Here is a 12919-nt window from a genome sequence, read left to right as displayed (position 1 = left end):
GCAGTGGTACTTCGCCGGTAGCTGACGAGTAGGCGCTGCTGCGAGGCTCGTCTTGTTCGTAGCGAAGGGGTGCTGCGGATACGGGGCGGGAACACAACGGGGGGTCGGAAGTTGAGACTGAACTGGCAGGTCCTTGCGCCGTACTGTCTGGCAGACGAGGACTTCTACGAGGCTCCCGACCAGGTCGCCGACTTTGGGGACCTGTTTCCGCAAACCATGGCTCCTCCGCCGGCGGGTTGGCGAAGGCATGAAAGGGGGTGGTGGATCGTACTCCGCCCGCTCGGCGCCCTTCTACCAGCGCAAGGCTGGAAGATTCACGTCTCCGCTCGGGCGGAGGATGCGGAACAGGTGTGTCAGGTGGTGTGGGAGCACTGCGTCAGTGCCGGTCTCGCGTTCAAATTCCTCCGCAGTCACCGGGTGTCTCGATTCATGAACGGCAAGCACGTCGACCGGGGAATCAGCGGCAAACTGATCACGATCTATCCCGCCGACGAGTGTCAGATGGAGCGCGCGGTCAAAGCATTGGCGGCCGAACTTGAGGGAGTCGAAGGGCCCTACGTTCTCAGCGATCTACGGATCGGTGCCGGGCCGGTCCATGTCCGATACGGCTCGTTCACGGACCGCAGCTTTCTCGGCGAGGATGGTGAACCGGTACCCGCGATCGCCACACCCGACGGTCAACTGGTGCCCGACTCTCGACGGCCGGTGTTCACCGTTCCCGAATGGGTCACCGTGCCCGAGTTCCTCGAAGAGCATCGCGCCGCACAGCAAGCGGTATCCGAGGCGGACTTCCCGTTTCAGATTGAAGCAGTGCTGCATTTCTCAAATGGTGGAGGCGTGTATCGGGCCCGCGACGAGCGCGACGGGCGTCGAGTCGTTCTTCTGGAGGCCCGACCACATGCTGGGCTGGATGCTGATGGGTTAGATGCCGTGGCCCGTCTGTACCGACAGCGGGAAATACTGTCTGTTCTGTCGGAGACGGGTTTCGTCCCTGAATGCCTGGGGATTTTCCAGGCCTGGGAACACCACTATCTAGTGCTCGAACACATAGAAGGCAATCCCCTCACCGAGGAGATCCATGCCCGCTACCCGCTGGCGCATCATCCGGGCGGCCCGACGGCTCAGCAGCTGGCCTCCTACACGACGTGGGCTACGAGTGTGGTCGGGCAACTGCGGAGCGCCGTGGCGGAGATTCACGAACGCGGACTGTTCTACGGCGACATTCATCCACACAATCTCATCGTCCGGCCCGACGGCCGGTTGGCGCTGATCGACTTTGAGTTCGCGGGCGCCGCACGCGACAAACGTCGTAGTCGAGTTGCGGCACCGGGCTTCATGCCCCCTGAGGGGGTCGATGGCTTGGATGCGGACGAATACCAGATGAGCGCCGTGGAGTTGTATCTGCTCATGCCCATGAACCTACGTCGCGTTCGTGCACCTGCGCAGGTGGGACATGTGATCGCTGGTGCCCAGCAGATCTTCCCAGTCGATGGGGACTTCGGTGCGCGACTGGGCGTCGGTTTCCGATCAGAGGGACCCACACCCTTCGACCCGGCTGATCCGTTGGTCGCATCCGCTGAACCGGACTGGCCTGCCATCCGAGCGTCACTGATCGCGGGAATCGAAGCGAGTGCGACCCCTTCGCGTTTCGATCGGTTGTTTCCCGGCGACCCGTCTCAGTACGCCTCGGGACCGTTCACTCTCGCATACGGCGCAGCCGGGGTGCTGTATACGCTCGGAACCTGTGGGGGCAACGTCCGGCAGGAACACGTGGACTGGTTGGTTCAGGCCAGCCTTCGGGCGAAGGCTGCCAGGCCTGGGTTCTACGACGGGCTGCACGGCGTTGCCTATGCGCTCGACGCGCTTGGTGACACAGCAAACGCCCTGAACGTGCTCGACCGGGCAATGGCGCTCGACGCCTCCGGGCTACCTGTCGGGCTGGTGGGCGGACGAGCGGGCATGGGCCTCAACCTGGTGCACTTCGCCGAAGTCACCGGCGACGGCACACTGATGGAGTCCGCCGCCCGGACGGCAGACGGACTCATGAGCGTCCCGACGCGGGGCACCGGGCTATTGCGAGGGATGACCGGAGCCGCGATGTTGTACCTCAGACTCGCGGAGGCAACCGGCGACACGAGCTTCCTCGACCATGCCGCCACGGCCCTCCGCTGTGATCTGGACCGGGGCGAAATGATGGCCAACGGCACCTTCCAGCTGGTCGAGCGCGGTGCGAGAACGAGATACCTCATCTACCTTGATGGCGGAAGCGGCGGCCTGGCGATGGTGCTCGACTGGTATCTCCGGCATAGGGACGACGAGCGGATGCGAGCAGTCGTCGACGCCGTCCGCGTCGCCTGCCGAGCGACATTCGTCCGAGAGCCGGGTCTGTTCCGCGGTCGGATGGGGTTGATGGCGACCCTTGTGCAATTGGGTCGCCCTGAGGATCGGGCTGTCATCGACGGCCACATTCGCCGGCTGGCTTGGCATGCCCAGCCATATGCGGGTCACCTGGCGTTTCCTGGCCGCAAGTTGCGCCGGCTCTCCATGGACTTGGCTACCGGATCAGCGGGCATCCTGCTCGCGCTGAACGCCGTATTCAGCGGAAAGGGGTCGGTCTTGCCGCACCTTCCTCCGCTGGATCGCGGTTGCACCATCCCAACCATGAATGAGAGGAGGTGAGACATCATGGCGAACATTCTCGACCTGCAGGGCCTGGCCTCGGAGCACCCGGACCACAACTGCATGAGCCTGGTTACCGGCGACCTCGACTAGGTGGAACGCCAGTGGTGTCTTGCCGCCGGCATGGACTAGATGCCGGCGGCAAGACATCCAACTCTATGCGAGAACACGAAGGGCGGCGAGGTTTCGATGCTAGACCAGGCGGATCGGCTGCTCCTCCGACTGGCTCGCCGGGCGCCTGGCTGGACGGCGGTGCTAGCCGCAGCGACTCTCACCAGCACAGTTACGGCCCTTGTAGCGCCCAGTCTGTTGGCTGAGGCGGTGGACGAAGCTCTGCACAGTTCGGACGACGCCACGGCAGTCTCCTGGTTCGCCGCCGCAACGGTGGTTGCGGTGCTTGCCGCCATCCTGAGCGCGGTGGCGGAAGGCGGCTGTATCTCGGTCGGTACGGCATGGCTCAGGCACACCGTTCTGCGGCATCTGCTCGGCATGGGTGTGGAAGGCCAGCGCACGATCGATGCGGGTGATGCGACCAGCCGGCTGATCGCCAGCACTGGGGATGCCGCAGGGATCGTTCCTACGATGCTCCGAGCCGTCATGAGCCTGATCACCTCAGTGGGGGGAGTCGTGGCACTGGGGCTGATTGACTGGCGGCTGGCTGTGACGTTCGTACTCGCCGTCCCACCCTCGGCGCTCTTGGTCAAGCGACTCGTCAAAGGCGCCTCCACCGTGTTCACGGACTATCGGAACGCGCAGTCGGTCATCGTTGCCCGCCTCACCGACGCATTCGCAGGGGCTCGAACTATCCACGCGACTGGTCGACGTGACCAGGAGGTGGAGCGCATTCTCCGTCCGCTACCGGAGCTCAGCTCGAAGGGATATGCGATCTGGGCGGTGCAGCGTCGGGTGATCTGGCAGTCGCTGTTGCTGATGTCCGTCATCGAGGTGATCGTGCTGGCGGTGGCCGGCTTCCGAGTGGCTGAGGGCACTGTGAGTGCGGGTGACTTTCTCGCCGCGGCCGGGTACACGGTGATGGGGCTCGGGCTGCTCGGACAGGTCGAGGCGTTCATGGCGCTGTCATATGCACGGGCCGGCACCCGCCGGATAACCGAGGTTCTCGCTGAGCAACCGACGGTGCGGGCCCGGAGCCGGAGCGTATTGCCTGACGGGCCCGGCACGCTCACCCTCACCGGCGTGGTCTATCACGGCGCGGATGGAACTGCCATTCTCAATGACCTCGAGTTGGAGGTACCCGGCGGTCAGACCGTCGCAGTCGTCGGCGAATCAGGGTCAGGCAAGAGCACCCTGGCGGCAGTCGCGGGCGGACTGCTGAGCCCACACGCCGGGACGGTCTTGCTGGACGGTAGTCCGCTGGCGGACCTGGATCCCCGCGCAGCTGTCGCCTACGCGTTCGAGCGCCCACATCTGCTTGGAGCCACGATCGGTGCCACGATCGGCTACGCGAATCCAACCGCCACCACTGCGGAGATCCAACGTGCGGCGGCGGCGGCGCACGCCGACCCGTTCATTCTGCGACTACCCAAGGGCTATGACACTTCGCTTTTTGACGCTCCGATGTCCGGTGGCGAGATTCAGAGGTTGGGCCTCGCTCGAGCCCTCGCGCAGGGAGCACGTGTCGTGATTCTCGACGATGCCACCTCAAGTCTGGACACAGTGACTGAGGCCGAGGTCAGGCAGGCGATGACCACGCACCTTGCCGGCCGGACCCGTGTCGTGGTCGCACATCGGGCGGCTACCGCCGGGCAGGCTGATCTGGTTGCCTGGCTGCATGAAGGGCGAATTCGGGCGTTGGCGCCGCACAGGGACCTGTGGCTCGATGCCGACTACCGAGCGACGTTCGGTACGGAGACAGCTTCATGACCAGTGGCTGGGCCCTACTCCGCGAATGTCTTCGTGGCAGGGGAAAGACGTACGCATGGCTGGCGTTCTGGTCTGTAGTGGAGGCAGCCCCGGCATTGACCGGGGGGTGGTTGGTCGCCGCAGCCGTGGATCGAGGGTTTCTCCGCGGTGAACTTCTGACTGGGTTTGCCTTCCTCGGCCTGTTGGGGATCAGCGTTGCGGTCAAGGCGCTGGCGACCCGCCAGTTGCTGCCCTCACTGGCGGCTGTCGTGGAGCCGATGCGTGACGCGCTCGTGCGGGTCGTCGTCAGTGGCGCGCTGGACCGGGTCATCGCCGGGCAGAGGCCGGACCTCGCCGGAGCTGCCCGGATCACCGGCCAGGTCGAGTCGGTACGAACTCATGTCTCGATACTGATGCGGTCCTTGCGCGAGGTGGCCATGACCATGCTCGCGACGGCCGTGGGTCTCACAGCACTGGCTCCTGCGGCAGCCGGGATCGTACTGACCCCGCTCATTGCCGTGGTCGCCCTCTACCTACTTCTCCTGCGAGCCCTGGCCCGCCGCCAGCGTGAGCTGATCGTCGCTGACGAGGTGATCGCCACGGAAGCCGGACGGGCTCTGCTCGGGATTCGGGACGTCGTCGCCTCGGCAGCCGTGGAACGGGTGGCCACCGACGTGGGTGCCGCCATCGACGCGCAGGCCCGGGCATCGCGTGCGCTGGCCAGGGCCGGAGCGGTTCGACTGGTTGTGGTCGCTGTCGGAGGGCAACTTCCAACGGTCCTGCTGCTCGCCCTCGCACCATTGCTGGTACGGAATGGGCAACTGTCCGCCGGGCAGATACTCGGAGTGTTGACGTACCTGTTGACGAGTCTCGCGCCAGCCGTACGAACGCTGGTCGGTTCTGTCGGCACCCGGATCACACAGCTCGGCGTTGTTCTGGCCAGAATCGCACAGGCTGCGGATGCTCCGTCGGCGCAGGCGAACTCCGGGTGTTCTTTGCCCGTGGAAGCTGCTCTGGAGGCGCGGGACATCACCTTCGCATATGGCCCGCACGCGGTGCCGGTCATCGCGAAGCTGACCTTGACGTTGCCGGAAGGTGGTCATCTGGCTGTTGTCGGACCGAGCGGGATCGGCAAGTCGACGCTGGCGAGCATCCTTGCCGGGCTAACCGAGCCGGACCACGGCATTGTGACGCTGGGCGGCGTTCCCGTGAACCTCATCACGCCAAGGCTCCTGCGAACAGCCATCACAGTCATCCCGCAGCAGTCGTACGTCTTCGCGGGTACCTTGCGAGAAAATCTTTGCTATCAGCAGCCCGATGCGACTGAAGCCGACATTGACGCAGCGGTCGAGGCCATTGGCCTGCGCAGCCTTGTCGACCGGCTCGGTGGGTACGGCGCGATGCTCGTAGCCCCAACCGCCACGCTGTCGAGCGGCGAGAGACAGCAGATCTCCCTGGCTCGGGTCTATCTCTCCTCTGCCCGAGTTGTGATCCTGGACGAGGCGACATGTCACCTGGATCCGGTCGCTGAGGAGTTGGTGGAGAAGGCGTTCGCAGCTCGGCCAGGCAGCCTGATCATCATCGCCCACCGGATCTCCTCCGCCCGCCGAGCGGACCACATCCTGCTGCTCGACGGCGATCAGGCCATCTCCGGTAGTCACTCGGAGCTGATCGAGAGTTCTCCGTTGTACTCCGATCTCGCAGGCAACTGGAGCTGGGAACGGGACGCCGAGTGATCAGAACGCGGCGGTGATCTTCGGCTACACGCCAGCGTGGCGGTTGTCGTGGAACCTGGCGCGCCTGATCACGTCTGTGCTGGACCGACCAGGGCTCACGGGCGGCGGTCGGCCCCGGCATTGCACCGGGGCCGACCTGTCACGCGCTACACCCCAACCAGCACGGATCCTGCTTCGGGGCATCCAGCACAACGCGCCTGGAAGTCCCGGGGGCGGAACTGGTCAACAAGTTCTTCGGGGGTCAGGGGCGCTGGCCCAGGTTGTCCACGATGGCCAACTCCGAGACCCCCCCACCCCCACTCATCCCCAGATACTCATGCGACTGCTTGTCGAACACGAGCACCTGGAGCGGGCTCCCGTAGTGCGACCACCCGATCCCGATCCCGTGCCGCCCGGCACCGTCGACGGCGTCCGGCACCACGGTCACCCCGTCGAACCGGGACAGCGCCTCGAACAGCGCCGCCCGGGCCTTCGGCCGCAGGTAGCGGGCCTCCAGCAGGTTCAGCGCCTCCTTCGCGGCGGCGTTGGTCGGGCTGGTGTTGCCGGCGGCCTCCCCGTTCAGGTGGGCGAGCATGCCGTCGGCGGTGTCGGGCAGTTTCGGGTAGGCCGGGCTGGGCACGCACGGCTCGGTGATGCCGGGCTGGACCTTGTCGTTCTTGTCTACCGTCGCCCGGACGCCGTTCCTGCAGCCCGGGAGCGGGCTGACCTCCGAGGAACCGGTCTGGGTCATCTGGCCGTCGCGGGTGCCGTCCATGGACAGCCAGAGCTCGCCGCTGGCGCGCTTCACGTAGAGGAACTGGTCGGGGCGGGGCTCGATGTCGGGCAGGGTGGCGGCTGAGACCGCCGCCCGGTGCAGGATGTCGGCGGCGTGGGCCGGCTGCGTCGGTCCCGTGATCGGGTCGGCGGGGGCGAGGATGAGCAGGCCGGCGACCACGGCGGCGGCGGTCAGGGCGGGCACCCCGAAGCCGAGCGCGAACCGGAACTTCCGCCGGGGCGGCCGGGCGGCGCGGGCGGCGCCGAGCTCCACAGCCTGCGGAGCCGCGGTCAGTGTGGCCGCGGCCGGCACGTCCGAGGCCGGCGCGGCAGCCGCGACGACCAGTCCGGCCCGGCGACCGTTCATCGCCGGTGCCGGCTCAGAGCCGAAGGAGAGCAGCAGGCGGGTACGGACGTCCGACAGCTCGTCCGCCGTCCGCAGCGGGGTGTCCTGGCCGAGCTCGTGGACCAGGCGGAGGTCATCGACCATGGTGCAGCACCTCTTCGATCGTCGTCGTCATGGGCTCGGAGGCGCCGAGCGCGGCCCGCACCTGCTGGCGGGCCCGGTGGAGTCGGGACCGTACGGTGCCGACCGGGATCGCCAGCGCGGTGGCGACCTCCTCGTAGCTGAGTTGTTCCTGGGCGACCAGGAGCAGGACGTCCCGGTCGCCGTCGGAGATGCCGGCGAGCGCGTCGAGGAGCAGTCCGCGCAGGGCCTGGCTGGTCACGTCGAGGGCGACCCGTTCGGCGTGGCCGGGCTCGTCGCCGGCGGGCGGGACGGCCTGGACCAGTCGGTACCGGCGCACCTCGTCCCGGCGGTGCTGGGCCACGAGGTGGGTGGCGATGCCGTACAGCCAGGGTCGGGCGTCGGGCCGGTCGGCGGCGTACCTGTCACGTTTGCCGAAGGCGACCAGGAAGGTCTCGGCGAGCAGGTCGTCGGCGGGTTCGTGCCCGAGCCGCCGGGCCAGGTACCGGTGGATGTGCGGACCGTGCCGGTTGAACAGCACACCGAAGTGCTCCGGCTCCCTGAGGGAGGCGGTGATGACCTCGGCGTCGGACCCGGTATGCGTCATGCGTGGGCCTCTCACGATGGGGGGCGTGGACGCCTGTTATCCGTGATCCGCGCCGATCGGGTTCACGGGGGTCCGGCACCCCGGGCTGTGCACCGTCACGGTAGCCCGGTGGGTGCGCGGACCCGGTCTAGTTTCCGCCCGCGATGGAGCTGGTCGCCGGGAACCACGTGGCCTCGCTCACGCAGTCGGGTGCCATGGTGATCCCACGCACGAGTTCCTCCAGGTAGGGCGGGTTGGGGGCGGAGAGCGTCCGGAAGTGCAGGGTGCACTGGCCCATGTCGACGTACTGGCTGAGGTTCTTCGGGACCCACTTGGACGGGTGGCCGGCGACGGTGAGGTTCTGGTGTTCGGCGGTGAGCGAGTCGACGTCGCGGGTGGGAAGCACGTACATGTACACCGTCGTGGCCGGCTCGCTCCCGGTGGGCAGCGTCCGGAAGCTGACGTTGAAGTAGCCCCACTGCACGCCCGCCAGTTCGTGGCCGGCGGGCAGCTGCGCGATCCGCAGCGGTACCCGGGTGACGACCGGTGGGCCGAACGACACCCGCTCCGCCAACACCGGAGGCGGTCCGATCTGGGGGATGCCCTCGGACTGCTCCAGGATGGCCCAGCCGCCGGGTGCCCATTCCCAGACCAGTGCGCGGTGGGTCGCGGGCCCGGTGGGGTGCACGTCGCGGACGGCGTAGTGCGCGGGCCGCCCCGCGACCGTCACCGCCGGGGCGCCGTCGACGGGCAGGTACTTCTCGTGCAGCGGCCGGCCCTGCACGTACACCATGAGCGTGCCCTGGAACGCCGGCGCCGTCGACGAGACGTTGAACGCCTGCAGGTTCTTCGACAGGAAACTCACGTTGAAACGCGTCCCGTTCACGTCCCCCTCGCGGACGGTGATCGCCAGCGCGGGGCGGGAGCTCGGGGTCGTCGGGGTCGTCGGGGGTGTCGCCGGTGGTGCGGGGGGTTTGTGGCTCAGGGCGGGCACCAGCAGGGCCGCGAGCACGACGAGTGCCCCCAGGGTCGCGGCGACCGCGATCCGCCGCCGGCGTCGGCGCACGATCAACCGTCCGACCGCCGCGAGCATCGGGTCCGGGGAGATGTGGCCGGGTTCGTCCGCGCGGAGAGCGAGGAGCAGGTCTTCCTCGGTACGGTTCATCGGGTCTCCTGGGTGAGGTGCACCCGGGGCGATACCCGGAGCGTGGCCAGGGCGCGGGAGGCGTAGCCGCGGACGGTGCCCGGGCTGCACCCGAGGGCGTCGGCGATCTCCGCGTCGGTGAGGCCCTCGTAGTACCGGAGGACGATCACGGCGCGCTGTCGGCGGGGCAGCAGTGCGAGCTCGGCGCGGAGTGCCTCGCGGTCGGCGTGGCTGGTCGCGTGGTCGGGGGCGTCGGAGGGCGGGAGGCCGACCGAGGCGTGTGGGACGACCCGCGACCAGCGCCGCCGCCACGACAGGTACTCGTTGACGACCATGCGTCGCAGGTAACTCTCGGGTTCGTCGATCCGCCGCCACCGGGCGTGTGCGCGGACGAGGACCTCCTGCACCACGTCCTCGGCGAGCGCCCGCTCACCGGTCAGAACCGTGGCGTACCGCAACAGCGCGGGCAACCGCGCCGCCGCGTACTCCTCGAACGTCATGCGATCCCCTTCGCCAGCGGTCCGTGCCCACTACACACGCACGCCGGGGCGGATCTGTTGTGCGGGGAGCCGGAAGAGTCTCGCAGCGCCGCCGCCGACCCCAGCAGCCGCGCGGCCCGGTCCGGCTCGCCGTCGAGCAGCGCCACCCCGGCCAACCCTTCCAGCGCCAACGCCACCGCGCGCGGATCGCCACCTTCCCGGGCCGCCGCCAGCCCCTCCTTGTGCAGGGCGCCGGCCGCCGCGGCGTCGGAGCGGAGTTCGGCGGCGAAGCCCAGTTCGGCGAGGAGCAGGGGGAGGCCGTAGAACGGGACGCCGTAGTCGGTCGCGAGGCGGCGGTTCCAGGCGAGGGCGGCGCGCAGGTGCCGTTCGGCCGTGTCCAGGTCGCCCTGCCGCCGGGCGGTGAGCCCGAGCCCGACCTGGGCGAACTCCGCCGCGAACGGGTTGGCCTGCTCCTCGGCGAGCCGCATGCCCCGCTCGTGCAGCTCCCGGGCGCCCGCGTGGTCCCCGGTCAGCAGGCTGATCCGCCGGCCAGCTGGCCCGCGTACTGGGCGCGTCGAGGGTGATCGGCTCGGCGGGCGGCCCGGCGAAGACCCGGAAACTGCTCGACACCTTCGGCTACGACGCGGCGCTGGACTACAAGGCCGGCGACCTCGCCGGACAGCTCGCGGCGGCGGCCCCCGACGGGATCGACGTCTACCTGGACAGCGTCGGCGGCGACCACCTGGAGGCCGCGATCGGCGCGATCCGTCCCCAGGGCCGGATCGCCATGGTGGGCGCGATCAGCGGATACAACGCGCCGACCGCCGGCCCCGCGAACCTGTTCCTGGCCGCGTCCCGGGAGGCCACCCTGCGCGGCATGCTCGTGACCAGCTACTTCCACCTGTTCCCGGAGTGGATCGGCAAGGCCGCCGGCTGGCTGGCCGACGGGTCGCTGCGGACCGAGGAGACGGTGGTGGACGGGTTGGCCGAGGCTCCGGCGGCGCTGCTGGGCGTGCTCGGCGGGGCGAACGTGGGCAAGATGCTGGTCCGCCTCTGAGCCCCGCGCGGATCCCGGGCGCTCGCGGAGGGCCCGGGACCTGCGCGTACGCTGGAGCCCATGCCCCGCCGTCCCGCCGCGCCCGTCTGTCCCCGCAACGGCGGCCACCGGATCCGGCTGCTCGGACCCATCGAACGCGTCACCGGCCCCGAGGTCACCTACCGGGTCCGCTACGACTGCCCGGCGTGCAACGTCAAGAACGCCGTGGCCCCGGCCGACCCGGAGTGGGCGACAAGCGCCCCGCGCCCCGTCGTCGACGTCTGAGCCCCCGCGCGCTCGGCCCTCCGGCCGCCTGAGCCTCGGCTCCGGCCGACGCGCACGACGAAGACAGCTGTGCCGCGGAACGCGGAACCCCTGATCAGGGGTCCGGTCGCGGGCGGGCCGAAAAAGCCCCGGAGCGTCAGCCCCGGGACCTCCCGGTGAATAGTGTCAGCTCAGACGGTCAGAGCCGGGAGAACCGTGGTGTCCACGGGTCGTCGTCCTCGTCGACGTCGTCCCGCTGCCCGGCGGGCAGCGAACCTCCGCCGGCAAGCTCGCGTTGAAGCTGGTCGAAGTCCGTAGTGGGGGAGGAATACTTCAACTCCCGAGCCACCTTCGCCTGCTTGGCCTTCGCACGGCCGCGCCCCATGGCCGCTCCCCTCGCACACAATCGGGGCGGCCCTCAACAGGCGGGCCCCGAAGACGTCAGGTATCACTCGTGCGGACCACAGTACAGCGCTTCGGCCACGTGCAGAACTCACCCTGCCGGACACTTTCCGGGCGGTCCAGATGTCGGGATCCGGCACCGGTGGTCGGGTTCGCGGCACCCGGCCCGGCCACGCCCACGCAGGCGACAGCCCACGCCCACGCGGCCGACAGCCCACGCCCGCGCGGCCGGCAGCCCGCGCCCGCCCACCCGACCGGGTGCCCGGTCAGCAGGGCGTGGCCTGGCCCAACGGTAGACTTGCCCCGCTCGCCGGAACGGCCGCCGGAACAAAGGACAACGCATGATCAACGGCGACCTCGCCGGTCTGCTCACCGAAGTGGCCGAGGCGGTCGGCCTCCAGGAGGGTGAATCCGGGGTCGAGCGGGTGCTGCGTGCCATCCGGGAGCTGGAGCCGGCCTCCACCAAGGCCGTGAGCAGGCACGTCGGCCTGCCGCTCCCCGTGATCGCGGCGATCAACAACGAGCTGCGCACCCGGGGTGTCGTGACGAAGGACCGGCCGAGCCGGCTCACCGACGAGGGCCGCACCCTGCTGGAGAGCCTGCCGATCGACCTGAGCGTGGCGGCGACCTGCCAGTGCTGCGACGGGCACTCGGTGGAGATCCCGGCGGACTTCGACCCGATCCTCGCCCAGCTCGCCAAGATCATGGAGGGCGCGCCCGGGGTCGACCTGACCCTGGACCAGTCGTTCGCGACGGTCGAGACGAAGGTGCGCCGGGTCCTGCTCCTGATGCGGTACGGGCTGCTGCCGTCGCGCGCCGCCCTCTGCGTGGGGGACGACGACCTGATGGCGGTCGCGATCGCCGCGGTGGGGGCCGCCATCGACCGGCCGCTCGTACAGCGGCTCGCGGTGGTGGACATCTCGCCGGAGATCCTGGAGTACACCCGGGCGTGTCTGGCCGAGCTGGGGGTCACGGCCGAGCTGGTCGAGCACGATCTGCGCGAACCGCTGCCGGAGGCGCTCCGCACGGGCTTCGACCTGGCGTTGACGGATCCGCCGTACACGACGGAGGGTGCCGGGTTGTTCCTGTCCCGGGCCGTGGAGGCGCTGGTCCCGGGGCCGGGCCGGTCGGTGGTGTTCTCGTTCGGGCCGAAGGGGCCGTCGAACACGCTCCAGGTGCAGCGGGTGATCACGGAGCTGGGGCTGACGGTGCAGGCGATGCACCGCAACTTCAACGAGTACCTCGGGGCGGGGGTCATCGCGGGCGTCAGCCACCTGCAGTACCTGTCGACGACGGCCGAGACCGCGCCCCTCATCACGAGCGCGCACGCCGGCCCGCTGTACACGGCCGACCAGCGCAGCGCCTCCCGGGAGTACGTGTGCAACAAGTGCGCGACCCGGTACGCGGTCGGCAAGGACGCCGAGTGGCCCACCATCGCGGCCCTCAAGGAAGCCACGTGCCGGGAGTGCGGCGGGGACCGCTTCCGGCCCCTGCAACTGATCCGGGACAGGTGA

12 protein-coding genes are annotated in these 12919 nt (G+C 69.0%); 6 read left to right on the top strand and 6 right to left on the bottom strand.

The window, feature by feature from the left end; all coding sequences use genetic code 11:
* The first annotated feature begins 111 nt into the window (after positions 1 to 111).
* The 3 genes from lanKC to PT931_RS25185 all read left to right on the top strand — a co-directional run bounded on the left by lanKC (position 112) and on the right by PT931_RS25185 (position 6275).
* On the top strand, positions 112 to 2679 hold the full coding sequence (gene lanKC, locus PT931_RS25195) for a class III lanthionine synthetase LanKC (protein ID WP_456248143.1): 2568 nt from the start codon (positions 112 to 114) through the stop codon (positions 2677 to 2679).
* Between the two features lie 132 nt (positions 2680 to 2811).
* A complete protein-coding gene (locus PT931_RS25190; RefSeq protein WP_456248142.1) occupies positions 2812 to 4560 on the top strand; it encodes an ABC transporter ATP-binding protein in 1749 nt (582 codons plus the stop codon).
* Positions 4557 to 6275 (top strand): ATP-binding cassette domain-containing protein, encoded by a 1719-nt coding sequence (locus PT931_RS25185; protein WP_456248141.1) that lies wholly within the window; start codon positions 4557 to 4559, stop codon positions 6273 to 6275. The genes PT931_RS25190 and PT931_RS25185 overlap by 4 nt, the downstream gene beginning before the upstream one ends.
* A 241-nt stretch (positions 6276 to 6516) precedes the next feature.
* On the opposite strand, the gene PT931_RS25180 is transcribed toward PT931_RS25185, so the two are convergent.
* From PT931_RS25180 to PT931_RS25160, 5 genes are all read right to left on the bottom strand, one after another.
* Positions 6517 to 7518 carry a CU044_5270 family protein gene (locus tag PT931_RS25180; RefSeq protein ID WP_456248140.1) on the bottom strand — a complete coding sequence of 334 codons (1002 nt, stop codon included), beginning with the start codon at positions 7516 to 7518 and terminating at the stop codon, positions 6517 to 6519.
* Positions 7508 to 8101: an RNA polymerase sigma factor gene (locus PT931_RS25175; RefSeq protein WP_456248139.1), complete on the bottom strand. Its 594-nt coding sequence runs from the start codon at positions 8099 to 8101 to the stop codon at positions 7508 to 7510. Before PT931_RS25175 ends, PT931_RS25180 begins: the two co-directional genes overlap by 11 nt.
* A 127-nt stretch (positions 8102 to 8228) precedes the next feature.
* A complete protein-coding gene (locus PT931_RS25170) occupies positions 8229 to 9245 on the bottom strand; it encodes a hypothetical protein (RefSeq protein WP_456248138.1) in 1017 nt (338 codons plus the stop codon).
* Positions 9242 to 9724, bottom strand: a complete 483-nt coding sequence (locus PT931_RS25165) for a SigE family RNA polymerase sigma factor (protein ID WP_456248137.1) — start codon at positions 9722 to 9724, stop codon at positions 9242 to 9244. Before PT931_RS25165 ends, PT931_RS25170 begins: the two co-directional genes overlap by 4 nt.
* Positions 9721 to 10191, bottom strand: a complete 471-nt coding sequence (locus PT931_RS25160) for a hypothetical protein (protein ID WP_456248136.1) — start codon at positions 10189 to 10191, stop codon at positions 9721 to 9723. The genes PT931_RS25165 and PT931_RS25160 overlap by 4 nt, the downstream gene beginning before the upstream one ends.
* 92 nt (positions 10192 to 10283) lie before the next feature.
* Here PT931_RS25160 and PT931_RS25155 point away from each other — a divergent pair, with 92 nt between their 5' ends.
* Both PT931_RS25155 and PT931_RS25150 read left to right on the top strand, forming a co-directional pair.
* Positions 10284 to 10760: a zinc-binding dehydrogenase gene (locus PT931_RS25155; protein ID WP_456248135.1), complete on the top strand. Its 477-nt coding sequence runs from the start codon at positions 10284 to 10286 to the stop codon at positions 10758 to 10760.
* 60 nt (positions 10761 to 10820) lie between these two features.
* Positions 10821 to 11024: a hypothetical protein gene (locus PT931_RS25150; RefSeq protein WP_456248134.1), complete on the top strand. Its 204-nt coding sequence runs from the start codon at positions 10821 to 10823 to the stop codon at positions 11022 to 11024.
* A 178-nt stretch (positions 11025 to 11202) separates the two neighbouring features.
* Here the strand turns inward: PT931_RS25150 and PT931_RS25145 are convergent, their stop codons facing one another.
* Complete coding sequence (locus PT931_RS25145; protein ID WP_363732434.1) at positions 11203 to 11388, bottom strand: DUF3073 domain-containing protein; 186 nt, start codon at positions 11386 to 11388, stop codon at positions 11203 to 11205.
* 358 nt (positions 11389 to 11746) lie between these two features.
* Here PT931_RS25145 and PT931_RS25140 point away from each other — a divergent pair, with 358 nt between their 5' ends.
* The gene (locus tag PT931_RS25140; RefSeq protein ID WP_456248133.1) at positions 11747 to 12919 is read left to right on the top strand and encodes a bis-aminopropyl spermidine synthase family protein; all 1173 of its coding nucleotides are present in this window, start codon (positions 11747 to 11749) and stop codon (positions 12917 to 12919) included.

Source organism: Longispora urticae (assembly GCF_053902585.1).
Note: the sequence above shows the minus strand (reverse complement) of the source record. Positions and strands in the feature narration are given on the sequence as shown.